A 25,932-nucleotide genomic window follows, 5' to 3' on the forward strand; every position below is an offset into this window, starting at 1 on the left:
GCGATCGGCAGCTACTCGACCGTGACCGATTTGGCCAGGTTGCGGGGCTTGTCGACATCGTGGCCGAGGGCAACGGCTGCGTAGTACGCGATGATCTGCAGGGGGATGGTCAGCAGGATCGGGTCCAGTTCGGGCTCGTTCTTCGGGACGACGATCTTCGCCGCGACCCCGTCCGGGATCTCGACGCCCGGGTGCGTGACGACGTACAGCGGGCCGGAGCGGGCGCCGATCTCGTGCAGGGCGCCGATGTTCCGGTCGAGCAGCTCGTCGTCGGGGACGATCGCGACGCTCGGCACGTCCGGCGAGATCAGCGCCAGCGGGCCGTGCTTCAGCTCGGAGGTCTGGTACGCCTCGGCGTGCCGGTAGGAGATCTCCTTGAGCTTCTGCGCACCCTCGCGCGCGACCGGGTACCCGCGGGTCCGGCCGACGAAGAACAGCGACTCGTGCTTGGCGAGCCGGCCGGCGATCTTGGCCAGCTCCTCCTCCTGCGCGACGATCTCGGCGATGTGCGCCGGGAGCTTCTTCAGGCCCTCGATGAGCCGCCGGCCGTCGGCGGGCGAGACGTCCCGGATCCGGCCGAGGTGGATGCCGAGCATCGCGAACCCGACCGCCATGTTGGTGAGCGCCTTCGTCGACGCCACCGAGACCTCCGGCCCGGCGTGCAGGTACACACCGCCGTCGACCTCGCGGGCGATGCTCGACCCGACCGCGTTCACCAGGCCGATCACCCGGCCGCCCTTGCGCTTCAGCTCCTGCACCGCGACCAGCGTGTCGAGCGTCTCGCCGGACTGCGACACGGCGACGTACAGCGTGTCCCGCTCGACGACCGGGTTGCGGTACCGGAACTCCGACGCCGGCTCCGCGTCGGCGGGGATCCGCGCGACCTCCTCGATGAACTGCGCCCCCATCTGGCCGGCGTAGTACGCCGAACCGCAGCCGAGGATCTTGACCCGCTTGATCTCCCGCGCCTCGCGGGCGTCCATGTTCAGGCCGCCGAGGTGCACGGTGTGGAAGCGCTCGTCGAGCCGCCCGCGGATCACCCGGCCGACGGCGTCCGGCTGCTCGTGGATCTCCTTCATCATGAAGTGCTCGTGCAGGCCGCGCTCGTACTCGTCGGCCTCCCACTCGACCGTCTTGGCGGTCTTGGTGGTCGGCGAGGCGTCCTGGGTGAAGGTGCGGTAGCCGTCGGCGCGAACGGTCGCCAGTTCGCCGTCGTCCAGGTAGACGACCTGGCGGGTGTAGCGGATCAGCGCGGCGGCGTCGGAGGCGATGTGCATCTCGCCGTCGCCGATGCCGAGGATCAGCGGGCTGCCGTTGCGGGCGACCACGATCCGGTCCGGGAAGTCGAGGTCGATCACCGCGATGCCGTAGGTGCCCTCGATCCGCCGCAGGCTGGCCAGCACCTTCTCCTCGAGGGTGTCGCCGTCGGCCTGCTCGATCAGGTGCGCGAGCACCTCGGTGTCGGTCTCGGAGCGCAACTTGACGCCGGCGTCCTCGAGCTGCGCGCGGATCGCGGCGGCGTTGTCGAAGATGCCGTTGTGCACGACCGCGATCCGCTCGTTGCCGCTGGCGTGCGGGTGCGCGTTGTCCTTGCTCGGGCCGCCGTGGGTGGCCCACCGGGTGTGGCCGATGCCGAGCTTGCCGCCGAACCGCTTGGGCAGCGACGCCTCCAGCTCACGGACCCGGCCGGCGTCCTTGTGCACCTTCAGCTCGCTGGACCCGAGGACGGCGACGCCCGCCGAGTCGTAGCCGCGGTACTCGAGGCGGGCGAGTCCGTCCACCAGGATGGGCGCGGCCGGCTTGCTGCCGACGTACCCGACGATTCCGCACATGTAGTGGTGCCCCTTCGTAGGTTCGGTTGAGCGGGCCCGTCAGCCGTAGACGATCCGTCGCAGCTGCCGGGCGGAGAGTTCGGGTGAGCGGACCGGCCACTGCCGGAGCTCGGTGCCGAGGCGGGCGAAGATCTCGTCGTTGCGGGCGCCGTAGGTCTGCAGCTCACGGTGCCGGCGCCGGACGTACTCCTCGGTCGTCTCGGTGAAATAGGCCAGCACGTCGGCGACCACCCGCCGCGCGACATCCGCCGGGAGTCCGGTGGTCCGGCTGACCTGTTCGGCCAGCTCGTCGACCGGCTCAACGGCCGCCGCCTCACTGATCACCCGTCAACCATGCAGTGTTTCCGGGGGCAACGCAAAGCATCTGCCCGAAATCGGGCAAATTCCCTGACGGATCAACGGCAAACCGATCGGTCTCATGATCTTGCCGCCGTCACCGACCGGGCGTACGAATGTCTCTGTGCGGGGCGGCTCTCGGGGCTGGGGTCGGCCGTTCCGCCGACGTCCGATCCGCCTCGGGAGGTCATAGTCATGCCCCGAACCCGTGTCCTGGCCGCGATCGCGGCCCTCGCACTCGTCATCGCCGGCGGTTCCACCGCGACTGCCCGGCAGGTGGCCACACCACAGCTCCGCGGCGGCTCGATCGCCCTGTCCGGAGCCGATGCGCGCGCCTTCGTCGTACCGCCCGGAATGGTCGAGCTGTGGTCCGCCCGGCGCGCCGGCGGCGGAACCCAGACGCGCTACCAGCAGATGGTCGGCAACGCCTCGGTGCTCGGCGGCCAGCTGACCGTCCTGAAGGACAAGGCCGGCCGTACCGACGCCGTGATCGGTGCCTACTTCCCGGGCCTCAAGGCCAAGAACGCCACCACGGTGTCCGCCGCGAGCGCCCGCGGCATCGCGGCCAAGCGGGTCGGCAGCGCCGGCAAGTGGTCGTCCGCGCTGCGGATCGACCCGCGCGACGGCCGGCTGTTCCACGAGGTCAAGAGCCAGCGGGCCGACCAGCGCTGGGTGCAGTGGGTCGACGCCGGCACCGGCGCGGTCAAGAAGCAGTACGACGCCGTGGCGCACGGCGACGGGGTCGGCGTGAAGGGCGACACCAAGCAGCTCGACACGCTCCGGATCGGCGGCACGTACTACCTGCGCTCGCAGGACCGCCGGCAGGAGACGTACGACGCGCAGAACAAGGCGGTGCTGCCCGGCACGATCATGACCGACGCCGACGACCACTGGAACTTCAACCTGCCGACGCTCCGGACGCCGAGCCAGGCGCCCGGCGTGGACGCGCACTACTACGCGGGCGTCACCGACGACTTCTTCGGTGAGGTCTTCGGGCGTAACAGCATCGACGACCAGGGCATGACGATCGTGTCGACGGTGCACTTCGCCAACCGGTACTGCAACGCGTTCTGGAACGGCGAGCAGATGACGTACGGCGACGGCGACAACAAGACCTGCCTGCCGTTGTCCGGCGGTCTCGACGTGGTCGGGCACGAGCTCACCCACGGCGTCACCGAGTTCACCTCGAACCTGATCTACGAGGACGAATCCGGGGCGCTGAACGAGGCCTTCAGCGACATGATGGGCAACACGATCGAGTTCTACGCGGCGGCGAAGGGGCTCGACCCGGCCGGCTCGCCGGACTGGCTGATCGGTGAGGACGTCATCCTCTCGCCGGACATCCGGCCCGGGTTCCGGAACATGGCCGACCCGCAGGAGGACGCGGACCCGGACCACTACAGCGAGTTCATCGTCACCGAGGCCGACAACGGCGGCGTGCACTCGAACAGCGGCATCCCGAACCACGCCTACTACCTGGCGGTCAACGGCGGCAAGAACGCGGGGTGTGCGGGCAGCCTGAGCGGGCACAAGCACACGGCCGACTGCGACGTGACGGTGCCGGCGATGGGCCTGAACACCGCGCGGTCGGTGTTCTACCAGGCGTTCACCAGCCTGCCGGAGTTCGCGAACTTCTGCGACGCGCGCAACGCCACCGCGGCCGTCGGCGGCGCCGCCGGTTCCGCCGCGTGGGCCGCCGTGGGGGTGCACGCCGGATGTACGCCGGCCACGCCGCCTCCGCCGCCGTGCGTGGGTGACCCCGACGCCGAGATCCCGTTCGAGTCGCCGCACCCGTACGGCAACAACGGCGACTGCACGTGGACGTACGACAACGGCGCCGCCGGGTTCGCGTTCCACTTCAGCCTGCTCGACACGGAGAAGGACTTCGACTACGTGATCGTGTACGACGGCAACGGCAACGAGCTCGCGCGCTACACCGGGCTCGACCGCAACGGCCTCACGTCACCGTGTATCCCGACGTCCACCGGGTCGGTCCGCCTGCTCACCGACCCGGCCGTCACCGCGCAGGGCTTCATCGTGGACGCGGTGGTCGCCTGCTGAGGATCTGACGGAGCCGGACGTCCTCAGAACAGCCTGAGGACGTCCGACTCCATGCCGCGCAGCGCGTCGTAGTCGACGGTCAGGCACTCCAGGCCGCGGTCGGTGGCCAGGAACTGGGCCTGCGGCTTGATCAGCTGCGCCGCGAAGATGCCGCGGACCGGTGCGAGCAAGGGGTCGCGGTTGAGCAGTTCGACGTACCTGGTCAGCTGCTCGACGCCGTCGATCTCGCCGCGGCGCTTGATCTCGACCGCGACGTGCCGGCCGTCGGAGTCGCGGAGCAGCAGGTCGACCGGGCCGATCGCCGTCGGGTACTCCCGCCGTACCAGCGTCCAGCCGTCGCCGAACGTGTGCACGTGCTCCGCGAGCAGCTCCTGCAGGTGCGCCTCGACACCGTCCTTGATCAGCCCGGGGTCGGTCCCGAGCTCGTACGACGTGTCGCTGTGCACCTCCTCGATGGTGATCCGGAGCTCCTCACCGGCCTTGTTGGTGACGCTCCAGACACCTTCCTCCTCGGTGAGCTTGCACGGCGGCGACATCCAGTTCAGCGGCTTGTACGACCCGCCGTCGGCGTGGATCAGCACCGACCCGTCCGCCTTCACCATCAGCAGCCGCGGCGCCATCGGCAGATGAGCCGTCAGCCGCCCCGAGTAGTCCACAGAACACGTAGCAATCACCAAGCGCACGACAAAGCACCGTAGTGCACCCGCCCCCGGGAGTGGGAAGGTGGTGAACATGATGCCGAGGGTGAGCGACGAGGCGCGATGAATCTCATGTGTCCGGCGCGGATCGTGCTGCTGCCGGGGGATGTCCAGGAGGCGGCGGTCGCGGAGCGGGTTGCCCAGGTGTACGCCGGGCCGTTCGAGGCGGCGGCGGGAGCGCGGCTGGCGGAGCGGCTGGGCGTGCGGTTGACCGTCGTACCGGAGTTGACGCAGCGGCCGGAGGCCGAGCTGCAGGCGATCGCGGACCTGCACCGGGGCGAGGCGGTGGTGGTCCTCGGGCTGGACCTCGGGCTCCGGTTGCCGGCCGTCGTCGAGCACACCGGTGACGGCTGGACCCGGGTCGCGTCGGACAACGAGGTCACGCTCGCGTCGTACGAGCAGGCAGCGGGCAAGTTCCGCGACTCGATCCCGAAGGAACCGAACCACGCGCTCGTCGACCTGCTCGCCGAACGCCTCGAACCGGGCGGCCGGGTGCTGGAACTCGGCAGCGGCACCGGCAAGGACGCGCTCGAGCTGGAGAACCGCGGGTACGTCGTCCGCCGTACCGACGCCGCCCAGGCGTTCGTCGAGATGATGCGGGCCGACGGGCACGCCGCCGACCGCCTGAACGCGATCACCGACGACTTCGGCGGCCGGTACGACGCCGTGTACGCCAGTGCCGTGTTCCTGCACTTCGACCGCGCGCAACTGGACGGCGTACTGCGGAAGGCCGCGCGGACGGCGCCGCTGCTGGCGTTCGCCACCCGCGAGGGCAAGGGCGAGGAGTGGTCGAACCGGCACCTCGACCTGCCACGGCACTTCGTCCTCTGGCAGGAAGAACCGCTCCGTGATCTGCTGACCGCGACCGGCTGGTCCGTCGAACGCCTGGAACGCACCGACTCCCGGATCGGCACCTGGCTCCAGATCCTGGCGCTGCGCTCGTGATCCGCGCGGGAGGCGTGTGAGGTTGGCCTCGCCGGTGACGCAACTCATGGGCGGACCAGTACCCGGACTGGCATAGTGCAGAGCATGGCTCGGGAATTGACGACGGTCGGTGTGGTGGGTCTCGGCACGATGGGCGCCGGGATCGCCGAGGTGTTCGCGCGCAACGGCCTGCGGGTGGTCGGCGTCGAGCGGGACGAGGACGCCGCCGAGCGCGGCCGCGGCCACATCCAGCACTCGACCGACCGCGCCGTGAAGCGCGGCAAGCTGTCGGTCGAGGACCAGCAGGCATTGTTCGACCGGGTCACGTTCGCCACTTCGCTGGAGGCGCTCGCCGACTGCGACCTGGTCATCGAGGCCGTCGTCGAGCGGCTCGAGCTGAAGCGCGAGATCTTCGGCGCGCTGGACAAGATCGTCCGCGAGGACGCGATCCTGGCCACCAACACCTCCTCGCTGTCGGTCACCGAGATCTCGGTCGCCACCCAGCGCCCGCGCCGGGTCGTCGGCATGCACTTCTTCAACCCCGCACCCGTGCAGGAGTTCGTCGAGGTGATCAAGACCGTGGTCACCGAGCCGGACGTGGTCGAGGACGTGCAGGCGCTGGCCCGCCGCCTCGACAAGGTCCCGGTGGTCGCGGCCGACCGGGCCGGGTTCATCGCCAACGCGCTGCTGTTCGGTTACCTGAATCACGCGGTCTCCATGGTCGAGTCGAAGTACGCGACCCGTGAGGACGTCGACGCCGCGATGCGGCTCGGCTGCGGCTACCCGATGGGCCCGCTCGCGCTGCTCGACCTGATCGGCCTCGACACGGCGTACGAGATCCTCGACACGATGTACAAGCAGGGCCGCAACCGGCTGCACGCGCCGGCGCCGATCCTCAAGCAGATGGTCACCGCCGGGCTGCTCGGCCGGAAGACCGGGCGCGGCTTCTACACCTACGAGGCGCCGGACTCGCCGGTCGTCGTCGACGACGAGCACACCCCGGTGCGGAACGGTGACGAGGTCGCCGTCCGCCCGGTCAAGCAGGTCGGCGTGGTCGGCTCCGGGACGATGGCGGTCGGCATCGTCGAGGTGCTCGCGAAGGCCGGGTACGACGTCCTGTACGTCGCCCGCGGCACCGAGAAGGTCGACCGGGTCCGCAGTGTGCTGGAGCGCTCGCTGGAGAAGGGCGTCCAGCGCGGCAAGCTGTCGTCCGAGGAGCGGGACGCGGCGCTGCGCCGGGTGACCGGTACGGCGAAGCTCGACGACCTGGCCGGTGTCGACCTGGTGATCGAGGCCGTGGTCGAGGAGCTGAGCGTCAAGCAGGCGCTGTTCGAGACGTTCGACGAGATCTGCAAGCCGGGCGCGATCCTGGCGACCACGACCTCGTCGCTGCCGGTGATCGACCTGGCGATGGCGACCAAGCGGCCGGCCGACGTGGTCGGGCTGCACTTCTTCAACCCGGCGCCGGTGATGCAGCTGGTCGAGGTCGTCAGCACGGTCAGCACCTCCGCCGAGGTCGCGGACACGGTGGCCGCGGTGGCTGTTGCCGCCGGCAAGCACCCGGTGCGGTGCGGCGACCGGGCCGGCTTCATCGTGAACGCGCTGCTGTTCCCGTACCTGAACGACGCGGTCCGGATGCTCGAGGCGCACTACTCCGGGGTCGACGACATCGACGCCGCGATGAAGCTCGGCTGCCGCCTCCCGATGGGCCCGTTCGAGCTCCTCGACGTGGTGGGCCTGGACGTCTCGCTGGCCATCCAGCGCACCCTGTATCTGGAGTTCCGCGAGCCCGGCTTCGCCCCGGCGCCGCTGCTGGAGCACCTGGTGACCGCGGGCTACCTCGGCCGCAAGACCGGCCGCGGTTTCCGCGACTACACCAGCTGAGTCGCTGTAGCATCACCGCGTGGCCCAGGGCGACGGGAAGCACCTCACGGAGGCTCTCGGCGGTCAACCCGTCGAGCCGTTGAGTGCTGCGGAGCGCCTGGAACGTGAGCGGGTTCGCAATCTCGTCCAGAGCGTGGCCGCGTGCTACAACTCGCTGGTCGGTCAGGCGACCGATCCGGATCGCCGGGCCGAGTTCGCCGAGCGGCTCGCGTTCCACGACGCCGAGCTGCGCCGGATCGACACGATGCCGGCCGCGGAACGCCGTACGGTCCTCAGCACCTACCCGGAGTTGCTGGCCCGGTTGCGCGCCGAGCTCGACCGATGATCGGGAGCACCCGGCTCGACCTGACGCTGCACGAGGCGCAGTCGGTGCTCGCCCGGCGGCTTGCTCAGATCACACCCGCGGAACCGCCGGTGCGGTCGCCCGGGCAGCGCCCGCTGGTGGTGCTGATCGGCGGCCCGCCGGGCTCCGGCAAGTCGACCACGCAGTGGCTCCTGCAGGCGTCGCTCGGCCCGTCGGTCGCGGTGTACGACTTCGACGACGACATCACGGCACATCCCCGGTACGACGCGATCATGCGGTCCCGGGGGATGCGGGCCGGCGACGAGATCGCGCAGCACCTGCCGCGCGGCATGATGGTGCGCTGCCTCGAACGCCTCCGCCGCGGCGAGCCGCGGTACGACGTGATCGCCAGCGCCCCGCTCCACCGGGTCCCGCTGGCGACGAACTGGGCCGACGGGTTCCGCGCCGTCGACTATCGCGTGGCACTTGTGTACGTCACGACGCACGAGGCCAACTGCCGGCTCGGCCGGGCGAGCCGGTACCAGCAGGCGGTCGACGACACGGGCATCGGCCGGTGGGTGCGCCCCGAACTCGGCGACCTGGGTTACCGGCTGGTGCCGGACACCGCCCAGGAGATCGAGTCCCTGGCGGCCGTCGACGACCTGTACGTCGTCGACCGGGACGGCTACGTCCTGTACGAGAACCACCGCGGCGGCGACGGGCGGATGCCGGAACCGTGGCTGGTCAAGCACGCGATCCTTGCCGAGCGCAACCGTCCGCCGACGCCCGCCGAACACGAGCAGTTCCTCGCCACCGCCGTACCGCTGCTGGACCGCGGCGACGAGTTGGCGGCACCGGTCATCCACGAGGTCCGGACCGCGATGGCACAGCACGAGGCGCGGGGCCCGGCGCAGCCTCGCGGACGGGAGGTTGGGGATCGACTCGGGGCGCGGGTCGAGGACCTGCGCCGGATCACCACCGCCGGCCTCGCCGCCCCGAGCGCCATCGGGTCGCGCGGGCCGGGGTCGTCGGGTGGGTCGCGTGGCGTGGGGTCTGCGCGGTCCGGGCCTGGACACGCCCTGGATCGCTGAGTGCTGCTGACCCGGGTCGGCTGACAGACTCGGGTAGATGCGGAGGAACCTCGGCGGGCGCGACTTCGTGTCGGTGGCGGGCATGCTGCTGGTGGTGGCGACCGGGCTCGGGCTGATCATGATGCCCGGCGTGGTCGGGGCCGACTGGCCCGGGTGGTCGTCGTTGATGTTCCTGGTCGCGGTGCTGGTGATCCCGGTGTCGTGGGTGCTGATCGGGCTCTCCGCCGGGACGGCCACGGTGGCCCGGTGGATCGCGGTGCTCGCCGTCGGCGCGGTGCTCGCGCGGCTGGTGTGGTCGACGTACGACGCCGGGCCCGCGGTGCTGATCGCCGTACTCCCGCTGCTGGCGATCCTGGTCGTGGTGTCCGCGGCGCTCGCGTACTTGTGGCCGCGGGCAACGACGCGGGAGATCAAGGAAGTTGCGCAGCGCAACGGATGGTCGCTCGTCGACCCGGCGGCGGTCCGGCTGCCGGCGCTCCCGCTGCCGGTCGGCCGCTCCTGGACCGTGCGGAACGCCGTCCAGACGCCGGACGGCATCGCGTTCGAGGTGCGCTGGCTGCAGTGGCGCGGACCCGTGTGCCGGCCGCGCCGGATGAGCGTGTTCGTCGCGACGCTCCCGGCCGGGCTTCCGGCGCTGGAGGTCCGGCCGGGCGGGCTGGCCCGGTCGGACCTGACGCTGGAGAGTGCCGAGTTCAACCGCAGCTTCGACGTGATCGGCGACGACGCCCGCTACCTGACCGCCGTCCTGCACCCGCGGACCATGCAGGCGCTCCTCGACGCACGCCCTGTCAGCCTCGTCGTCGCCGGTACGGCGCTCGTGCTGTACGCCGACCACCCGCTGACGGCCGACGCACTCACCCGAGGAGCCACGACGCTCGCGCGCATCGACGTACCGCGTCATGCGCTGGACGACTGGGGGTACGCCGCTCCACCGCCGGGGCACGGTATGCGGCTGACCGGCAGCCGCTTCGCCCGGTCGGCGGGTGCGGCGCTGCTCCGGATGACGACGCTTGCGACCGGGCTCCTCGGCCTGACGTTGTTCACGTGCCTGGCGGCCGCGGCCACGGAGCCCGGGTTCGACCCGCCGCATTCGGTCGGCCGGCTGCTGACCGGCGGCGCGGTGCTGCTGGCGATCGCCGCCGGGTGCGCGCTGGCCCGGCGGACGTATCTTCGGTCCGCTTAGGGCTCGGCCTGGGCGTAGTCGCCGCAGGGGCCGCCGCCGATGGCTTCGGCGAGGACGGTCTCGCGGCGGTCGGGGCGGATCAGCGGGTTGTAGAAGGCGGCGATCTCGACGCTGTCCTCGGGGATGTAGTGGAAGATCAGCGAGCGCCGGAAGCGGTCCTCGGTGGTGTTCGGGCGGGAGCCGTGCACGACGCTGCCGTGGAAGAACAGCACGTCGCCGGGCTTCATCGTGGTCTGCACCTTGCTCATCCCCTTGGGTACGGCGACCTGCCCGGTGCTGAACGACTCGGTCAGGTCGGCCGGCTCCGGGCAGAGCAGTTCGGTGCGGTGCGAGCCGGGGACGACCTGGAGGCCGCCGTTGGCCGAGTCCACGTCGTCGATCGCGATCCAGGCCGCGAGACAGGTCTCCGGGTCGGCCCGCAGGAACGTGTTGTCCTGGTGCAGCGCCTGGCCGCGGGCGCCCGGCGGCTTGAAGTAGAACATCGACTGGGCGCCGAGCGCCGGGCCGATCAGCGCCTGCACGACATCGAGGATCCGGTGATCGAGCATGAGTTCGAGCGCGATCGCCCCGGCCTCGGTGTCGGTCCACCGGTGCGGATGCACGAACCGCGGGTACTTCGCCAGCGGGTCGTCGTCGGGTACGCCGTCGTCGTGGGCGAGCGAGAGGTCGGCCGCCACCTGCTTCATGAAGGCAGTCCTGATCCGCTCGACCTCGGCGGGTTCGAGCAGCTGAGGGACCTGGACGATGCCGTCCCGCTGGTAGATGTCTACGACGGTCATGGGGCCTCCCGGAGGCGTGGCAGCCGTGGTTGTCATACGCCCAGGATGCGGCGGCCGGCCTTCGAGCAGCGATAGCCTATCTAGCTGTGAACCTTCGATATCCTGCTGAGTCGCCGCATCCGGTGGTGCGCCGGCTGGCGACCGGGGAGTTCGACGAGGGGCCCGAGTACGCGACGTACCGGCGGCGCGGGACGACCGACTGGTTGCTGGTCCAGACCCTCGACGGCCAGGGACGATTCGGTCAGGTCGCCGCCGCGCCCGGCAGCGTCACACTGGTCCGGCCCGGCACCCTGCACGACTACGCCACGGTCGGCGACCGCTGGCACTTCCTCTACGCGCACCTGCACCCGAAACCCGACTGGCTGCCGCTGCTCGACTGGCCGGAGGTTGCTCCTGGCACCGTTCAGCTGCACCCGGCCGGACCGACCTTCGACCGGATCGCCGGCCACCTGCGGGACGCCGTACGGCATCAGCGCAGCGTGCTCCCGCAGGCCGAGCAGCTCAGCGTGAACTCGCTGGAGGCCGCGCTGCTGTGGTGCGACACCCAGAACCCGAAGGCCGTGCAGATCGACGACCGCCTGCTGCGCGCGATCGAGCTCGTCGACCAGGACCTGACCGCGAACCTCGACGTCCCGCGGCTCGCCCGCGCGGTGAATCTGAGCGTGTCCCGCTTCGCGCACCTGTTCCGCGAGCAGCTCGGCGTCACCCCGCAGCAGTTCGTCGAGCGTCGCCGCCTCGACGCCGCCGCCCGGCTCCTCGAACTCACCAGCCGCTCGGTCGCCTCGGTTGCCGCCCAGGTCGGGTACGCCGACCCGCTCTACTTCTCCACCCGCTTCCGTCTGCACACTGGAAACAGCCCTACTTCGTACCGCAAGAGGACTTAGAGTTCTGCGCATGAGAACGCGTGCTGTGGTGGCGGGCCTGGCCGTGCTGGCGGTCGTGGGGTTGGGGGCGTGCGCGCCCGAGGACAGCTCGTCGGGGGCGGCGACGCCGTCCGGGGCGGACGACTGCGCGAAGGACAAGCTGGCGGTGAAGACCGCCGGGACGCTGACGGTCGGCACCGACAAGCCGGCGTACGAGCCGTGGTTCAGCGGCGACGACCCGAGCAACGGCAAGGGCTACGAGTCGGCGGTCACCTACGCGGTGGCGAAGAAGCTCGGGTTCGAGCAGGCCGAGGTGAAGTGGCAGACGGTGCAGTTCAACACCGCGTTCGCGCCCGGCCCGAAGGCGTTCGACCTGGACGTGAACCAGGTGTCGATCTCCGAGGACCGCCGCAAGGCCGTCGACTTCTCCTCGGGGTACTACGACGTACGCCAGACCGTGATCACCACCGCGGGCAGCAAGATCGCGAACGCGAAGTCCGTCGCGGAGCTCGCGGACGCGAAGCTCGGCGCCCAGGTCGGTACGACGAGCTACACCGCGCTGCGCGACCAGGTGAAGCCGAAGCAGACGCCCGCGGTGTTCGACACCAACGACCTGGCCGTGCAGGCGCTGAAGAACAAGCAGATCGACGGCATCGTGGTGGACCTGCCGACCGCGTTCTACATGACCGCGGCGCAGCTCGACAACGGCAAGATCGTCGGCCAGTTGCCGGCCGGCGGGCAGGGCGAGCAGTTCGGGTTCGTCCTCGAGAAGAACTCGAAGCTGACCGGCTGCGTCTCCCAGGCGGTCGACGCGCTCAAGGCCGACGGCACCCTGGCGAACCTGCAGAAGCAGTACCTGACCCAGTCAGGCGCTCCCGAACTCTCGTGAGCACCTGGCAACCGTCCGAACTACAACGTGAGCGGATCGCCTACCGGCGCAGGCAGGCGCGGCGTTCGACGTTGATCGCGCTGGTCAGCTCGGTGGTCCTGCTCGCGCTGGTTGTCGTGGGCATCGGTTCGACACCGGGCTGGCCGCGGGTCCGGGAGACGTTCTTCGACGCCCAGCGCGGCTGGGAGGCGCTGCCGGTCGTTGCCCAGGGCCTCTGGTTGAACATCCGGGTGATGCTGGTCTGCGCCGTGCTGATCGTCGTGTTCGGCCTGACGCTGGCGATCATGCGGACACTGCGCGGACCGATCTTCTTCCCGCTCCGGGTGTTCGCGGCGGCCTACACGGACGTGTTCCGCGGGCTGCCCCTGCTGCTGGTGATCTTCCTGCTCGGGTTCGGTGTCCCGGCCCTGCAACTGCGCGGGCTGCCCAACCAGGCGGTGATCTGGGGCGGCGCCGCGCTGGTGCTGACCTATTCGTCGTACGTCGCCGAAGTCTTCCGCGCCGGGATCGAGTCCGTCCATCCGTCGCAGCGGGCCGCCGCGCGCTCGCTCGGCCTCACCTACCGGCAGACGCTGCGCTTCGTGGTCCTCCCACAGGCCGTACGGCGGGTGCTGCCGCCGCTGCTCAACGACTTCGTCAGCCTGCAGAAGGACTCCGGGCTGATCGCGGTCCTCGGCGTCATCGACGCGATCCGGGCCGCGCAACTGGAGACGGCCGAGGACTTCAACTTCACGCCGTACGTCGTCGCCGGGCTGCTGTTCGTCGCGCTGACGATCCCGCTGACGCGGCTGACCGACTACGTGGCCCGCAAACAGGGCTGGTACGGCGGGGGAGGGGGACCGGTATGAGCCTGCTCAAGCTGACAGGTGTGCGGAAGGCGTACGGCGACAACGTCGTCCTCGACGGCTTCGACCTGGAGGTCGCGGCGGGGGAGTGCGTCGTGCTGATCGGGGCGTCGGGCTCCGGCAAGTCGACACTGCTGCGCTGCGTGAACCTGCTGGAGACCGTCGACGACGGGGTGATCGAGCTGGCCGGTGCCGACATCACCGACCCGCGGGTCGACGCCGACAAGGTGCGGTCCGGGATCGGGATCGTGTTCCAGTCGTACAACCTGTTCCCGCACCTGACCGTGCTCGACAACATCACGCTGGCCCCGATCCGTGTGCACCGGGTGCCGCGGGACACCGCGCGGGCCCGGGCGCTGGAGATGCTGGAGCGCGTCGGGCTCGGCGACAAGGCCGGCGCCCGGCCGGACGAGCTGTCAGGTGGTCAGCAGCAGCGCGCCGCGATCGCCCGCGCGATGGTGAACTCGCCGCAGCTGATGCTGCTCGACGAAGTCACGTCCGCGCTCGACCCGGAGCTCGTCGGCGAGGTCCTCGACCTGCTCCGCGAGCTCAAGGCCGAGGGCATGACGATGCTGGTGTCCACCCACGAGATGGCGTTCGCCCGCGAGGTCGCCGACCAGGTCTGCTTCCTGCATCACGGCCGCCCGCTCGAGGTCGGCCCGCCGGACCGGGTGCTCGACGCGCCGCAGCAGCCGCGCACCCGGGAGTTCCTGAGGCGGATCAGCGGGACGACAGGTAGGTGAGCACCGCCATCACCCGGCGGTTGTCGTCCTCGGACGGCGGCAGGTCGAGCTTGGCGAAGATGTTGTTGGTGTGCTTGCTGACGGCCTTCTCGGTGACGAACAGGGCACTCGCGATCGCGGCGTTCGAGCGGCCTTCGGCCATCAGGCCGAGGACCTCGGACTCGCGCGGGGTGAGCCGGCTGATCGGCTCGTCGCGGGTGTTCCGGGCCAGCAGCTGACCGATCACGTCCGGGTCCATCGCCGTACCGCCGGCGGCGACCCGGCGGACCGCGTCCAGGAACTCGGCGACGTTCGACACCCGGTCCTTGAGCAGGTACCCGACGCCGCCCCCGCCGCCGGTGAGCAGCTCGCGGGCGTAGAGCTGCTCGACGTACTGCGAGAGCACCAGGATCGGGAGCCCCGGGACCTTCTCCCGGGCCTCGATCGCGGCCTTCAGGCCCTCGTCGGTGAACGTCGGCGGCAGCCGGACGTCGACGACCGCGACGTCCGGCCGGTGCTCGACCAGCGCGGGCACCAGCCGGGGCCCGTTGTCGACCGCCTCCACGACCTCGAAGTCGTGCGCCTCCAGCAGGCGGATCAGGCCGTCCCGGAGGAGGGCGTGGTCTTCAGCGATGAGGACTCGCAAGGCAGCTCCATGATCACGGTGGTCGGCCCGGCGCTCGGGCTCACCACGGTCAACGTACCGTCGAAGGCGGCCAGCCGCCGCTCGATACCGTACAGACCGCCGCCGGGCTTGACCGTGGCGCCTCCCACGCCGTCGTCGCCGACGATCATGTGCAGCCGCTCGTCCTCGTGGGTGATCTGGACCCAGGCGTTCGTCGCGGCCGAGTACTTGACCGCGTTCGCCAGGCACTCGGCGACCGCGAAGTACGCCGCCGACTCGACCGGCGCGGGCGGCCGGCCGGGGACGTCGAAGGTGACGTCGACCTTGAACGGGCAGGTCAGCGCGAGCGCCTTGACCGCGCCCTCGAGCCCGCGGTCGGCGAGCACCGGCGGGTGGATGCCGCGGACCAGGTCGCGGAGCTCGGACAGCGCCGTACTCGCCGACTGCCGGGCCTCGGTGAGCAGCGCCGCGGCCTGGGCCGGGTCGCGGGCCACCAGCTCCTCGGCCATGCCGAGGTTCATGCTCAGCGCGGCCAGCCGGGCCTGGGCGCCGTCGTGCAGGTCGCGCTCGATCCTGCGCAGCTCGGCCGCCTGGGTGTCGACGGTCTCGGCGCGGGACTCGGCCAGCTCGCGGACCCGCATCGCCAGCTTCGCGCTCTCGGTCGGGCCGAGCAGCGAGCGGGCCACGAACGCGTTCGCCTTCAGCAGCCGCTCGCCGGCCGCGTTCCAGATCAGGAACGCGATCAGCGCGACCGGCATCACCAGGAAGCTGGTCCAGAAGTTCACCGTCACCAGCCCGCCGAACGGCTCGGTGAACACGCCCTCCGGCGTGACGCCGACCAGCAGCGGGTAGACGAGGTAGAAGAGCCCGGCCAGGAACAGCACGGCGCTGAGCAGGGACAGCGTGAAGCCGAGCACCGCGTTCACCAGCAGCCAGACGATGTCCCGCCAGGTCTGCGGGTCGGTCAGGATCGTCCGCAGCCGCATCAGCATGCCGGGCATCGGGGGCTTCTTGTACGGGCGCGGGATCCGCTCGCCGAGGAACCCGGCCAGCATCGTGCGGTGGCAGTTCGCGAACCAGCGCGCGGCCGGCACGACCACGAGCAGCATCGGGATCCCGACCCAGACCGCGATCAGCGGCACGGACACCACGCTCAGCACGAACAGAGCGATCCCCAGCTCGGCCAGGATCGCGAGGAACAGCGCGATCCACGGCTGCGCGAGCTTGGGATAGCGCAACGGCGGCGCTTCGGTGGTGGCTGCAGCGGTGCTCATGGCTCCATCATGACCGAGCGTGAGGCTGGGCGCGGTGGGGTTATCCCCACTCTTCCCCTGGGGCTGCCTCCCCGGCGGATTCGGGTAGTAACTCTCATGTTTTCCGCCGTTAGGGCACACAGGCTTGATGACGTACGCTGGCCGTGGCTGTACGCCTAGGCCTCCCACCGCTCTCGAGACGAGGACCTGATGGCTCAGCCGATCGTGTCACCCGCTGCTACCCGCCGTTCCGACTTCTCCCCGCTGCTCCGCGAGATCAAGGCAGCCGGACTCCTGGAGCGCCGTACGGCGGCGTACGCGATGGCGATCGGGATCAACGTGGCGCTGACGGGCCTGACCTGGGCGGGGATCGCCGTGGTCGGCGCCTCGTGGTGGACCCTGCTGCTCGCCCTGCCGCTCGGCATCCTGACCACCCGCGCGGCGTTCTTCGGCCACGACGCCGGCCACCAGCAGATCGCCAGTTCGCGCAAGCTGCACGACTGGATCGGGCGGCTGCACGGCAACCTGCTGCTCGGGATGAGCTACGCCTGGTGGAACGACAAGCACAACCGGCACCACGCCAACCCGAACCACACCGACAAGGACCCGGACGTCGGCGAGGGCGTCCTGGTGTGGACGCTCGAACAGGCCGCCGGCCGCAAGGGCCTCGAGGGCTGGCTGAGCCGCAACCAGGCGCGCATCTTCTTCCCGCTGCTCACGCTGGAGGGCTTCAACCTCAAGGTGTCGAGCATCCGCTTCCTGCTCGCCCGCCGCCGGACCGAGAAGGTCGAGCTGGGCCTGATGGCCGCGCACCTGGTGCTGTACTTCACGGCGTTGTTCCTGATCCTGTCGCCGGCGCAGGCGCTGGTCTTCGCGCTGATCCACCACATGGTCTTCGGACTCCACCTCGGTAGCGTGTTCGCGCCGAACCACAAGGGCATGGAGATGCCCGACGCCGACAGCGACTGGGGGCACCTGGAGAAGCAGGTGCTGACCTCGCGGAACGTGAACGGCGGCCTGGTCACCGACTGGATGATGGGCGGCCTCAACTACCAGATCGAGCACCACCTCTTCCCGAGCATGCCGCGCGCCAACCTCCGGTTCGCCCAGCCGATCGTGCGGGCGTACTGCGAACGCATCGGAATGCCCTACGTTTCAACGGGTCTGATCGAGTCGTACCGAATGGGCCTGCGGCACATGCACGCGGTCGGCGAGGAACTTCGGAGCAATGCGAAGTAACCACTAGGCGGCTCGGTCGCGGGTCGGTTACGGTCTGGGCTCTCGGGGCCGCCCTCTCGATGTGAGGAGACCTGCATGACCGAAAGATCCGGTCTGAGTCGCCGTGGTTTGCTGGCCGGCGTCGCCGGTGTCACCGCCGCCACCGCTCTTCCCGCCGCACCCGCCTGGGGCGCCGACGACCTCCGGCCGGGTGCGGTGCACCGGCCGAACCTGGACAGGTACGACCGGCAGGTCGTGTCCGGCCTGTCGTCCGAGCGCGCCCTGGAGCACCTCCAGGTGCTGTCGGAGCGGATCGGCCCGCGGATCGGCGGTACGGCGAGCGAGAAGCGCGCCGCCGACTACATCGCGGGACAGCTCGACCGGTTCGGCTACCGGACCCGGCTCGAGCCGTTCCCGGTCGCGGACAAGTTCCTCGCCCAGATCACCGACGTCCGCGGCCTGCTGCCGGACGACCTGTGCTGGCAGGCCGGCGCCGCGCCCGGCGGCAAGCTCGACGTCACCGTCGAAGGCCCGGTCCGCGACGTCGGCCCGGCGACCGCTCCGGTCTGGCCCGCCGACCCCGCGCTGATCACCGGGTCGATCGTGATCGCGGACGACACCGCCGCCGCGCGGCCCGCGTTCGTCGCGGCGGCCGCCGCGCGCGGCGCGGTCGCGGTGATCCTGCTGCCCGCCGACGGGGTGTTCCCGCGGCGCGCCTCGGCCTTCTCGCCGAGCGGCCTGACCGACGCCCCGATCCCGGTCGTCGGCGTCGCCCAGGTGCAGAAGCGGCTGATCCGCGAGGCCCTCGGCGTGGTCAGCTCGCTGCCGCTGCGGATCAGTACGGCGGCGCACCGCGGGCTGATCTCCAACAACGTGATCGGCGAACGGCGCGGCAAGTCCGGCCCGAACGGCCCGATCGTGATGGTCAGCGGCCATTACGACACCGTGACCGGCGCGCCCGGCGCGAACGACGACGGCTCCGGGACAGTCCTGACGATGGAGCTGGCCCGGGTGTTCAGCCGGATCCCGACCGACGCGACGCTGCGGTTCGCGCTCTGGGGCTCGGAGGAGCAGGGTCTGATCGGCTCGCGGTACCACGTCAAGCAGCTCGCCCAGGACCAGCGCGACCGCTACCGGGCCGTGTTCCAGAACGACATGGTCGCGACCAGTTGGGACCCGGCCGTCACGTACTGGCTGCTGTCCTTCACCGGGCTCGCCAACGCCGCGACGGACGCGGTCCGGGCCGCCGGCCAGCGCCTCGGGTACGACGCCCAACTGGTCGGCCCGGTGCAGCGCGGCGCGTCCGACCACCAGTCGTTCCAGGAGGTCGGGATCGCGTCGGCGAACTTCTCCTGGCGCGGTGAGCTGGCGCCGTCGTTCCTCGAGCCGCCGTACCACTCGCCGGAGGACACGATCGCGAAGAACGTCAGCCCCGAGCGCCTCCAGGTCTCGATGGAGCTGATCGGCTGCGCGACGTACGCGGTTGCCCGCGGGTGACCTAGGCCATACGACTAGCCTTGAGGGGCTATGTCGCGCAGAAAGCCTTCGAAGTGGCAGCGGCCGGTCAGTGACCGGCCGCTGCTCGGCGGTACCCAGAGCCGGGAGGCGAAGGCGGACGGGGAGTGGAACGTCCGGCGGGTCTCCGGCTCCGCGTCGGCGAAGTCGTACCGCTGCCCGGGCTGCGACCAGCAGATCCCGCCGGCCACGCCGCATGTCGTCGTGTGGCCGGACAACCCCAGCCTGCTCGGTGCGCTGGGCGGGGCGCAGTCGCTCGACGAGCGCCGCCACTGGCACACGGCCTGCTGGCAGCGCAGTCGGTGACGGGCAGTCGGTGAAAGGGTGTAGCGCATGAAGCTTCCGGTCACGTCGTACGGCGAGACGGGGACCCCGGTCGTGGTGATGCACGGGCTGTTCGGCTCGGGGCGGAACTGGATGACCGCCGCCCGGCGGCTCGCGGACCGGCACCGGGTGTTCGCCTTGGACCTGCGCAACCACGGCACATCGCCGCACGTGGACACCATGAGCTACCCGGAGATGGCTGACGACGTCCGCGAGACGATCGAGTCGCTCGGCGTCGGCCCGGTCGCGCTGGTCGGGCACTCGATGGGCGGCAAGACCGCGATGCTCACCGCGCTGCGGCACCCGTCGGTGGTCGAGCGGCTCGTCGTGGTCGACGCGGCGCCGGTCGGCTACCCGCCGGCCTTCGTGGAGTACGCCCGCGCGATGCGCACCGCCGACCTGTCGTCGGTCACCCGGCGCGCGGAGGTCGACGCCCAGCTGGTCGACGCCGTACCCACTCCCGGAACGCGCGCGTTCCTCCTCCAGAACCTGATCCTCGACGAGTCCGGCGCCCGCTGGCGCCCGAACCTTCCGGTCATCGAGGCCTCGCTGCCCGCCATCTCCGGCTGGCCCACCGAGGCCGCCGGCCTGGTCTACGACGGCCCGACCCTGTTCATCTACGGCGGCAAGTCCGACTACGTCCAACAGGACCACCGCGCCACCATCGCGACGTACTTCCCCCAGGTCCGGTACGCCGAGGTCCCCGAGGCAGGCCACTGGGTCCACGCCGAACGACTCGACGACTTCCTCGCCGCCCTCACCCCCTTCCTGCCCTGACAGCCCGGGACTACAGTCCCGAGCAGGGGGAGGGGGAGTCATGCCGGCTTTCGCGGGAATCGATCATGTCAGCCTGTCGGTCACTGACCTCGACCGCAGCGAGCAGTTCTACACCGAGGTCCTCGGGTTGAAGCCGCTTCTCGACTTCGGGTCCGTCCGGATCCTGGTGGACCGGCCGAGCGGGTTCATCCTGGCGCTGGCCAAGCACGACGGCGCGGCGGGCGGGCCGTTCACCGAGTTGAACACGGGGCTGGACCATCTCGGGATGGCGGCGGCCACCCGGGACGAGCTGGTCGAGTGGGAGCGCCGGTTCGAGGCGCTGGGGGTGACTTACACGCCGATCCGGGACGAGGCGTTCGCCTCGCACCTGAACTTCCGCGACCCGGACGACATCGCGCTCGAGTTCAGCGCCTCGAACGAGGTGTACAGCGGCTGGCTGGCCGAACTGCAGGACCGCGACATTCCGGCGGACGAGATCCGGGCACGTGTGATGGACCATCTCCAGTCCCGCGGGTAAACGGTTGTCAGTAATCCATTGACCTTCACCTGAATACATCGGTAAGTTTTCAACCCAGGTTCCTGCAGGATCCACGATCTGGGTGGTGGTGGCGATGGCGGTCCGGACCGGCGCACAGCGGCTGGCCGAGGACCCGGGGCTGGTGCCGGACGGGCGCCTGGGACTGATCACGAACTTCACCGGCGTGCTGCCTGACCTCACGCCGACATCGGTCGCGCTGCGGGCGTCCGGGGTGCCGTTGACGGCGCTGTTCGGTCCCGAGCACGGGCTTCGCGGTACGGCGCAGGCGGGCGCGAGCGAAGGGGAGGGCGTCGACCCGGACACCGGTCTGCCGGTTTTCGACACCTACCGGCGAAAAGGACGGGCGCTCCACGACCTGTTCTCCGGGGTCGACGCGCTGCTGTTCGACATCCAGGACATCGGGACGCGGTTCTACACCTACATCTGGACGATGTACGACTGCCAGCAGGCCGCGGCGCGGCTCGGGCTGCCGTTCGTCGTCCTCGACCGGCCGAACCCGCTCGGCGGCGTCCGGGTCGAAGGGCCGATGCTGCAGCCCGGGTTCGAGAGCTTCGTCGGGCGGGCACCGATTCCGCTCCGCCACGGGCTGACCGTCGGCGAGCTGGCCCTCCAGTTGGGTACGGCGACGGTGATCCCGATGGAAGGCTGGCGCCGCGACACGGCCACGACCGGCCTGCCGTGGGTGCCGCCGTCGCCGAACATGCCGACGCCGGACACCGCGCTCGTCTATCCGGGCACCGGCCTCTTCGAGGGCACCAACCTCAGCGAGGGCCGCGGTACGACGCGGCCGTTCGAGACGATCGGGGCGCCGTACGTCGACGACCGGTTCGTGCCGGCGCTGCGGGCGCTCGACCTGCCGGGCGTGAGCTTCCGGCGGACGTGGTTCGAGCCGGTGTTCAGCAAGTACGCCGGGCAAGTGGTGTCCGGCGTACAACTGCACGTGGACGACCCGGAGATGTTCGAACCGGTGCGGACCGCGCTGGAGATGTTGCGCGTGCTGAACGAGCTCTACCCCGACTTCGCGCTGCTGCCGTCGCTGGACAAGCTGTGGGGCTCGGACTCGCTCCGCAAGGCCCTCGAGGCGGGCGACGACCCCGTCGAACTCTTGCCCCCAGCAACCACACCGTCCAGCTGGGTCCGGCCCGGCGTACTGCTCTACGAAGGAGACGCGCGATGAACGGCTCCGAGGCAACTTCCGCGACCTGCTCCGATGAGACCGCGGCCGCCGCGACGATCCGCGCCTTCCGGGTCGGGGACGGGCCCGCGCTCGCCGCCGCGTGGACCGCCGCGGCGCCGGCCGACCCGATCAGCTACCAGCGCTTCCGCGACCTGTTCCTGCTCGACCGGAACTTCGACGCGGCCGGTCTCCAGGTGGCCGTGATCAATGATCAGATCGTCGGCGCCGCGTACGCCGTCCGCCGCCTGATCGCCGTCGACGCCGACGACCTGGAGCCGGTGTCCGGCTGGATCCCGTTCTTCTTCGTGCATCCGGAGTACCGGCGCCAGGGGATCGGCCGCGCCCTGGTGTCCGCGGCCATGGACTGGCTGCGCTCGCACGGGCGGTCCGAGGTGTTCTTCTCGTCGTACACGCCCAACTACTTCCTCCCGGGGCTCGACGCGGCCCGCTACCCGGACGCCGCCCGGCTGCTCGCCGACCTCGGCTTCGAGCGCGGGTACGACGCGGTCGCGATGGACCGCAGCCTCGTCGGGTACGCCGTACCGGACGAGGTCCGCAAGCGGATCGACGCACTGACGGCCGACGGCCACAGTTTCGGTACGCCGACCGACGACGAGCTGACGGCGCTGATCACGATCGCCGGGTCGGAGTTCAACCCGGACTGGGCGCGGGCGATCCGCGAAGGCGTGCTCGGCGGCCTGCCACTCGATCGCATCGTGGTGGCACGGGACCCCGGCCGGGTGATCCTCGGCTGGGCGATGCACGGAACGTACGAAGGGGTGATCGACCGCTTCGGGCCGTTCGGTGTGCGGCCGTCCGCGCGCGGCACCGGGCTCGGCAAGGTGCTACTGCACCTGACGCTCGAGCGGATGGTCGCCGCCGGCGCGCACAGCGCCTGGTTCCTGTGGACCGGCAAGAAGTCCGCGGCCGGGCAGCTGTACCTGAAGACAGGGTTCGACATCACCCGCACGTTCACCATCCTCCGGGCGCCGTTGCTCCCGGCTGGCGGAAAGGAGTGACAAATGCGCATGGCCAAGTGTTTGCGGCTGGCAGTTGTCCTGGGGCTCCTCGCGACGGGCGCTGCCTGTGGGGGCGGCGGCTCGGGCAGTAGCGACGGGAAGGTCGAGCTGACGCTGCTGAGCCACTACAGCGACGGCCCGTCCAAAGAGGGCCTGGACAAGATGATCCAGCAGTGGAACAACGAGAACCCGAACGTCCAGGTGAAGGCGCAGGTGGTCAAGTTCGACGACCTGCTCACCACGATGACGGTCCGGCAGACCGGCGGGCGTGGCGCCGACATCGTCAGCGCGTACGGCCTGTGGGGCGGCCAGCTGATGAAGGCGAACGTCGTGGCGAAGGTGCCGGACGAGATCGCGACCAAGATCAAGGCGGAGTACAGCCCGGCGGCGCTCGGCGCGGTGACCACCGGCGACACGCTGCTCGGGTACCCGACCGAGCTGAACACCTACGTGCTGTTCTACAACAAGAAGATCCTGGCGGCGGCCGGGATCAGCAAGCCGCCGGCCACCTGGGCCGAGCTCGCCGACGCGGCGCGCAAGACCGTGAAGCGCGATGCCAAGGGCAACATCCAGGTCGAGGGCCTGAGCCTGATCCAGGACGGCGACAACAAGTCGGTGCACCCGTTCCTGTCGCTGCTGGACGCGGCCGGCGGCACCTTCCTCGGCCCGGACGGTACGCCGCGGTTCGACAACGCCGAGGGCAAGGCGGCGCTGAAGTTCGAGTCCGAGCTGGCCGCGGCGAAGGCGACGAACCCGTCGATCATGCCGACCAAGCAGTTCCGCAGCGGCGGGGTCGCGATGGCGATCCAGGCCGGCTGGTGGATCGGCAGCCTGAAGACCCAGATGAAGGACAAGTACGCCTCCGACGTCGGCGTGGCCGCGATCCCGGGCCCGGCGGCGGGCAGCAAGGGCTCGCTGGCGTACGGCTTCTTCATGGGCGTGAACCAGCGCAGCAAGCACGCCGACGAGGCGTGGAAGTTCCTCACCTGGATGAACGAGCACAAGGCCTCCGACGGCAAGGTGACCGAGACCGGGAAGTGGCTGGCCGACCAGGGCCTGATCCCGCCGCGGACCGCTGACCAGGCGGAGTACAAGAAGTCGTTGTCCGATCCGAACCTGGCGCCGATCTACGACGCGGCGACGTACGCGATGGCCGAGCCCAACCAGCCCGGCGCGTACGAGGCCAAGACCGCGCTGCACAACTCGATCATGGGTGTGCTTGCCAACGGCAAGAATCCCGACGAGGCGCTGACCCAGGCCGCGAAGGCGGTCAAGCCGCAATGACGTCCGCGGTCGGCAGGGTCGGCACCTTGGCGGTGCCGGCCCAGCGCGTCGGCAAGCTGCACCGGGAGGGACGGGCGGCGTACCTGTTCCTGTCGCCGGCGTTGCTGTTCTTCTGCGTGTTCCTGATCCTGCCGTTCCTGTTCGCGATCGTGCTCGCGTTCTCCGACTGGGGCGGGTTCGACCTCGGCACCCTGCGGTGGGCGGGCGCCGCGAACTTCGGCGACGTACTCAGCCTGGACGGGACGTTCGTCAAGCCGATCCTGGTGAACACGCTGCTGTTCGCGTTCGGCTCGGTGTTCCTGGCGACCTTCGGCTCGGTGCTGGTGGCCTACTGCATCGACCGGCTGGCGTTCCAGGGGTTCTGGCGGGTGCTGTACTTCCTGCCGGTGGTCGCGACGGTGGTGGCCATCGGCAACGTGTGGAAGATGATGTACCAGCCGGCCGGGCTGATCAACGGCGTCCTCAACAAGCTCGGCGTGAACAGCGTCGGCTTCCTGTCCGACGCGTCGTACGCCCTGCCGTCGGTGACCGTCGTCCACGCCTGGGCGTCGATCGGCGGCGCCGTACTGATCCTGACCGCCGGGCTGAAGGCGATCCCTTCGCAGTATTACGAGGCGGCGGAAGTGGATGGTGCCGGGTCGTGGCACCTGTTCTGGTCGATCACGCTGCCGCTGCTGCGGCCGGCGCTGCTGTTCGTGCTGATCACGCAGTTCATCGGCGGGTTGCAGTCGTTCGCGCTGATCATCGTGATGACCGGCGACGGCGGTCCGGTGAACGCGACCAACGTGGCGGCGTTCGAGATGTACCAGCGGGCGTTCAAGTACGGCGCCTGGGGGACGGCGAGCGCGATGGCGATGGTGCTGTTCGTCATCATCCTGGCGATCACGCTGCTGCAGCTGTGGATCGCCCGGCGGCGCGGAGAGGAGACCTCGTGAAGCGGCGGCGGTTCCCGTGGTTCGCGTACCTGGTCGTGATCCTCGGCGCGGTGGCGATGGTGATGCCGTTCCTGGACATGGTGATGAGCTCGTTCAAGGGCGCGGGGGAGTACGGCGTGATCCCGTACCAGTTCCTGCCGTCGTCGTTCGACCTCGCCAACTATCGGGAGGCTTTCGCGCAGCTCGAGTTGCCGCGGCTGTTCCGGAACAGCGTGATCGTCACGGTGAGCGTGACGGTGTCGGTGCTGGTCACGTCCGCGATGGCCGGGTACGCGCTGGCCAAGCTGCGGTTCCGCGGCCGGGCGGTGATCTTCCGGTTCATCCTCGCGACGATGATGCTGCCGCCGTTCCTGCTGCTGATCCCGACGTTCCTGATCATGCTCAACTGGCCGCTGGCCGGCGGCAACGACCTCCTCGGGCGCGGCGGCGACGGCGGGCTGACGACCAGTCTGCTCGCGCTGATCCTGCCGTTCACGGTGTCCGGGTTCGGGATCTTCCTGATGCGCCAGTTCATGGTCTCGCTGCCGGACGAGATGCTCGAGGCGGCCAAGATCGACGGCGCGAACCAGTGGCAGATCTGGCGGCTGATCGTGCTGCCGCAGACCCGGCCGGTCGCGATCACGCTCGGCCTGATCACGTTCATCGGCACCTGGAACGAGTACATCTGGACGCTGCTGATCTCGTCGTCGGACCCGTCGCTGCAGACTCTGCCGGTCGGGATCCAGTTGCTGCAGAGCTTCCTCGACCCGGACCGGACGATGCCGATCGTGATGGCCGGCCTGGTGATCAGCACGCTGCCGGTGCTCGTCGTGTTCCTGCTGTTCCAGAAGTACTACGTCCGCGGCGTCGTACTCAGCGGCCTGAAGTGAAGGAGACC

Annotated in this window: 26 protein-coding genes; 20 read left to right on the plus strand and 6 right to left on the minus strand. The window is 70.2% G+C overall.

What is annotated here, in order from left to right:
- Positions 1-11 precede the first annotated feature (11 nt).
- A complete protein-coding gene (gene glmS, locus ABN611_RS23835) occupies positions 12-1,832 on the minus strand; it encodes a glutamine--fructose-6-phosphate transaminase (isomerizing) (protein WP_350274446.1) in 1,821 nt (606 codons plus the stop codon).
- Between the two features lie 39 nt (positions 1,833-1,871).
- Positions 1,872-2,153, minus strand: a complete 282-nt coding sequence (locus tag ABN611_RS23840) for a hypothetical protein (protein ID WP_350281672.1) — start codon at positions 2,151-2,153, stop codon at positions 1,872-1,874.
- 210 nt (positions 2,154-2,363) lie between these two features.
- Here ABN611_RS23840 and ABN611_RS23845 point away from each other — a divergent pair, with 210 nt between their 5' ends.
- A complete protein-coding gene (locus ABN611_RS23845) occupies positions 2,364-4,229 on the plus strand; it encodes a M4 family metallopeptidase (protein ID WP_350274447.1) in 1,866 nt (621 codons plus the stop codon).
- Between the two features lie 23 nt (positions 4,230-4,252).
- Here ABN611_RS23845 and nucS read toward each other — a convergent pair whose 3' ends face one another.
- Positions 4,253-4,912, minus strand: a complete 660-nt coding sequence (gene nucS / locus ABN611_RS23850; RefSeq protein WP_350274448.1) for an endonuclease NucS — start codon at positions 4,910-4,912, stop codon at positions 4,253-4,255.
- 78 nt (positions 4,913-4,990) lie between these two features.
- Here nucS and ABN611_RS23855 point away from each other — a divergent pair, with 78 nt between their 5' ends.
- The 5 genes from ABN611_RS23855 to ABN611_RS23875 all read left to right on the plus strand — a co-directional run bounded on the left by ABN611_RS23855 (position 4,991) and on the right by ABN611_RS23875 (position 10,292).
- Entirely contained in the window at positions 4,991-5,872 is an 882-nt protein-coding gene (locus ABN611_RS23855; protein ID WP_350274449.1) for a class I SAM-dependent methyltransferase, read from the plus strand.
- 84 nt (positions 5,873-5,956) lie between these two features.
- A complete protein-coding gene (locus tag ABN611_RS23860; RefSeq protein WP_350274450.1) occupies positions 5,957-7,735 on the plus strand; it encodes a 3-hydroxybutyryl-CoA dehydrogenase in 1,779 nt (592 codons plus the stop codon).
- Positions 7,736-7,754: 19 nt separating this feature from the next.
- A complete protein-coding gene (locus ABN611_RS23865) occupies positions 7,755-8,060 on the plus strand; it encodes a hypothetical protein (protein ID WP_350274451.1) in 306 nt (101 codons plus the stop codon).
- Positions 8,057-9,109 (plus strand): zeta toxin family protein, encoded by a 1,053-nt coding sequence (locus ABN611_RS23870; RefSeq protein WP_350274452.1) that lies wholly within the window; start codon positions 8,057-8,059, stop codon positions 9,107-9,109. The genes ABN611_RS23865 and ABN611_RS23870 overlap by 4 nt, the downstream gene beginning before the upstream one ends.
- 37 nt (positions 9,110-9,146) lie before the next feature.
- Positions 9,147-10,292 (plus strand): hypothetical protein, encoded by a 1,146-nt coding sequence (locus ABN611_RS23875; protein WP_350274453.1) that lies wholly within the window; start codon positions 9,147-9,149, stop codon positions 10,290-10,292.
- On the opposite strand, the gene ABN611_RS23880 is transcribed toward ABN611_RS23875, so the two are convergent.
- Positions 10,289-11,071, minus strand: a complete 783-nt coding sequence (locus tag ABN611_RS23880; protein ID WP_350274454.1) for a phytanoyl-CoA dioxygenase family protein — start codon at positions 11,069-11,071, stop codon at positions 10,289-10,291. The genes ABN611_RS23875 and ABN611_RS23880 overlap by 4 nt on opposite strands.
- An 86-nt stretch (positions 11,072-11,157) precedes the next feature.
- On the opposite strand from ABN611_RS23880, the gene ABN611_RS23885 reads away from it, so the two are divergent.
- From ABN611_RS23885 to ABN611_RS23900, 4 genes are read left to right on the plus strand one after another with little or no spacing between them, the layout of a single operon-like run.
- On the plus strand, positions 11,158-11,955 hold the full coding sequence (locus ABN611_RS23885; RefSeq protein WP_350274455.1) for a helix-turn-helix domain-containing protein: 798 nt from the start codon (positions 11,158-11,160) through the stop codon (positions 11,953-11,955).
- A 10-nt stretch (positions 11,956-11,965) separates the two neighbouring features.
- Positions 11,966-12,823, plus strand: coding sequence for an ABC transporter substrate-binding protein (locus ABN611_RS23890; RefSeq protein WP_350274456.1), 858 nt, complete (start codon positions 11,966-11,968; stop codon positions 12,821-12,823).
- Entirely contained in the window at positions 12,820-13,671 is an 852-nt protein-coding gene (locus tag ABN611_RS23895) for an amino acid ABC transporter permease (protein WP_350274457.1), read from the plus strand. The genes ABN611_RS23890 and ABN611_RS23895 overlap by 4 nt, the downstream gene beginning before the upstream one ends.
- The gene (locus ABN611_RS23900; protein WP_350274458.1) at positions 13,668-14,411 is read left to right on the plus strand and encodes an amino acid ABC transporter ATP-binding protein; all 744 of its coding nucleotides are present in this window, start codon (positions 13,668-13,670) and stop codon (positions 14,409-14,411) included. The genes ABN611_RS23895 and ABN611_RS23900 overlap by 4 nt, the downstream gene beginning before the upstream one ends.
- Here ABN611_RS23900 and ABN611_RS23905 read toward each other — a convergent pair.
- Positions 14,389-15,036, minus strand: coding sequence for a response regulator transcription factor (locus ABN611_RS23905; protein ID WP_350274459.1), 648 nt, complete (start codon positions 15,034-15,036; stop codon positions 14,389-14,391). The genes ABN611_RS23900 and ABN611_RS23905 overlap by 23 nt on opposite strands.
- Positions 14,988-16,289: a sensor histidine kinase gene (locus tag ABN611_RS23910; RefSeq protein WP_350274460.1), complete on the minus strand. Its 1,302-nt coding sequence runs from the start codon at positions 16,287-16,289 to the stop codon at positions 14,988-14,990. The genes ABN611_RS23905 and ABN611_RS23910 overlap by 49 nt, the downstream gene beginning before the upstream one ends.
- 189 nt (positions 16,290-16,478) lie before the next feature.
- On the opposite strand from ABN611_RS23910, the gene ABN611_RS23915 reads away from it, so the two are divergent.
- The 10 genes from ABN611_RS23915 (at position 16,479) to ABN611_RS23960 (ending at position 25,924) form a co-directional block, all read left to right on the plus strand.
- Positions 16,479-17,507, plus strand: a complete 1,029-nt coding sequence (locus tag ABN611_RS23915; protein ID WP_350274461.1) for an acyl-CoA desaturase — start codon at positions 16,479-16,481, stop codon at positions 17,505-17,507.
- 75 nt (positions 17,508-17,582) lie between these two features.
- Positions 17,583-18,983: a M28 family peptidase gene (locus ABN611_RS23920; protein WP_350274462.1), complete on the plus strand. Its 1,401-nt coding sequence runs from the start codon at positions 17,583-17,585 to the stop codon at positions 18,981-18,983.
- Positions 18,984-19,013: 30 nt separating this feature from the next.
- Positions 19,014-19,307 carry a hypothetical protein gene (locus tag ABN611_RS23925; protein WP_350274463.1) on the plus strand — a complete coding sequence of 98 codons (294 nt, stop codon included), beginning with the start codon at positions 19,014-19,016 and terminating at the stop codon, positions 19,305-19,307.
- A 27-nt stretch (positions 19,308-19,334) separates the two neighbouring features.
- Positions 19,335-20,102, plus strand: coding sequence for an alpha/beta fold hydrolase (locus ABN611_RS23930; protein ID WP_350274464.1), 768 nt, complete (start codon positions 19,335-19,337; stop codon positions 20,100-20,102).
- A gap of 40 nt (positions 20,103-20,142) precedes the next feature.
- Entirely contained in the window at positions 20,143-20,619 is a 477-nt protein-coding gene (locus ABN611_RS23935; protein WP_350274465.1) for a VOC family protein, read from the plus strand.
- A 94-nt stretch (positions 20,620-20,713) separates the two neighbouring features.
- Positions 20,714-21,817 (plus strand): DUF1343 domain-containing protein, encoded by a 1,104-nt coding sequence (locus ABN611_RS23940; RefSeq protein ID WP_350274466.1) that lies wholly within the window; start codon positions 20,714-20,716, stop codon positions 21,815-21,817.
- Positions 21,814-22,836: a GNAT family N-acetyltransferase gene (locus ABN611_RS23945; RefSeq protein WP_350274467.1), complete on the plus strand. Its 1,023-nt coding sequence runs from the start codon at positions 21,814-21,816 to the stop codon at positions 22,834-22,836. Before ABN611_RS23940 ends, ABN611_RS23945 begins: the two co-directional genes overlap by 4 nt.
- 3 nt (positions 22,837-22,839) lie before the next feature.
- Positions 22,840-24,120, plus strand: a complete 1,281-nt coding sequence (locus ABN611_RS23950; RefSeq protein ID WP_350274468.1) for an extracellular solute-binding protein — start codon at positions 22,840-22,842, stop codon at positions 24,118-24,120.
- Complete coding sequence (locus ABN611_RS23955) at positions 24,117-25,055, plus strand: sugar ABC transporter permease (protein ID WP_350274469.1); 939 nt, start codon at positions 24,117-24,119, stop codon at positions 25,053-25,055. Before ABN611_RS23950 ends, ABN611_RS23955 begins: the two co-directional genes overlap by 4 nt.
- Positions 25,052-25,924, plus strand: coding sequence for a carbohydrate ABC transporter permease (locus ABN611_RS23960; RefSeq protein WP_350274470.1), 873 nt, complete (start codon positions 25,052-25,054; stop codon positions 25,922-25,924). Before ABN611_RS23955 ends, ABN611_RS23960 begins: the two co-directional genes overlap by 4 nt.
- The last annotated feature ends 8 nt before the right edge of the window (positions 25,925-25,932 follow it).

The sequence above is a fragment of the Kribbella sp. HUAS MG21 genome, from assembly GCF_040254265.1.
Taxonomy (GTDB): Bacteria; Actinomycetota; Actinomycetes; order Propionibacteriales; family Kribbellaceae; genus Kribbella.

Bases quoted from the DNA above. Each gene is read 5' to 3' on its own strand.
- ABN611_RS23955 (WP_350274469.1), top strand. From the start codon at position 24,117: ATGACGTCCGCGGTCGGCAGGGTCGGCACCTTGGCGGTGCCGGCCCAG.
- ABN611_RS23875 (WP_350274453.1), top strand. From the start codon at position 9,147: ATGCGGAGGAACCTCGGCGGGCGCGACTTCGTGTCGGTGGCGGGCATG.
- ABN611_RS23920 (WP_350274462.1), top strand. From the start codon at position 17,583: ATGACCGAAAGATCCGGTCTGAGTCGCCGTGGTTTGCTGGCCGGCGTC.
- ABN611_RS23925 (WP_350274463.1), top strand. From the start codon at position 19,014: ATGTCGCGCAGAAAGCCTTCGAAGTGGCAGCGGCCGGTCAGTGACCGG.
- ABN611_RS23860 (WP_350274450.1), top strand. From the start codon at position 5,957: ATGGCTCGGGAATTGACGACGGTCGGTGTGGTGGGTCTCGGCACGATG.
- ABN611_RS23935 (WP_350274465.1), top strand. From the start codon at position 20,143: ATGCCGGCTTTCGCGGGAATCGATCATGTCAGCCTGTCGGTCACTGAC.
- ABN611_RS23880 (WP_350274454.1), bottom strand. From the start codon at position 11,071: ATGACCGTCGTAGACATCTACCAGCGGGACGGCATCGTCCAGGTCCCT.
- ABN611_RS23890 (WP_350274456.1), top strand. From the start codon at position 11,966: ATGAGAACGCGTGCTGTGGTGGCGGGCCTGGCCGTGCTGGCGGTCGTG.
- ABN611_RS23845 (WP_350274447.1), top strand. From the start codon at position 2,364: ATGCCCCGAACCCGTGTCCTGGCCGCGATCGCGGCCCTCGCACTCGTC.
- ABN611_RS23900 (WP_350274458.1), top strand. From the start codon at position 13,668: ATGAGCCTGCTCAAGCTGACAGGTGTGCGGAAGGCGTACGGCGACAAC.
- ABN611_RS23910 (WP_350274460.1), bottom strand. From the start codon at position 16,289: ATGAGCACCGCTGCAGCCACCACCGAAGCGCCGCCGTTGCGCTATCCC.
- ABN611_RS23940 (WP_350274466.1), top strand. From the start codon at position 20,714: ATGGCGGTCCGGACCGGCGCACAGCGGCTGGCCGAGGACCCGGGGCTG.
- ABN611_RS23855 (WP_350274449.1), top strand. From the start codon at position 4,991: ATGAATCTCATGTGTCCGGCGCGGATCGTGCTGCTGCCGGGGGATGTC.
- ABN611_RS23945 (WP_350274467.1), top strand. From the start codon at position 21,814: ATGAACGGCTCCGAGGCAACTTCCGCGACCTGCTCCGATGAGACCGCG.
- glmS (WP_350274446.1), bottom strand. From the start codon at position 1,832: ATGTGCGGAATCGTCGGGTACGTCGGCAGCAAGCCGGCCGCGCCCATC.
- ABN611_RS23870 (WP_350274452.1), top strand. From the start codon at position 8,057: ATGATCGGGAGCACCCGGCTCGACCTGACGCTGCACGAGGCGCAGTCG.
- ABN611_RS23950 (WP_350274468.1), top strand. From the start codon at position 22,840: ATGCGCATGGCCAAGTGTTTGCGGCTGGCAGTTGTCCTGGGGCTCCTC.
- ABN611_RS23915 (WP_350274461.1), top strand. From the start codon at position 16,479: ATGGCTCAGCCGATCGTGTCACCCGCTGCTACCCGCCGTTCCGACTTC.
- ABN611_RS23930 (WP_350274464.1), top strand. From the start codon at position 19,335: ATGAAGCTTCCGGTCACGTCGTACGGCGAGACGGGGACCCCGGTCGTG.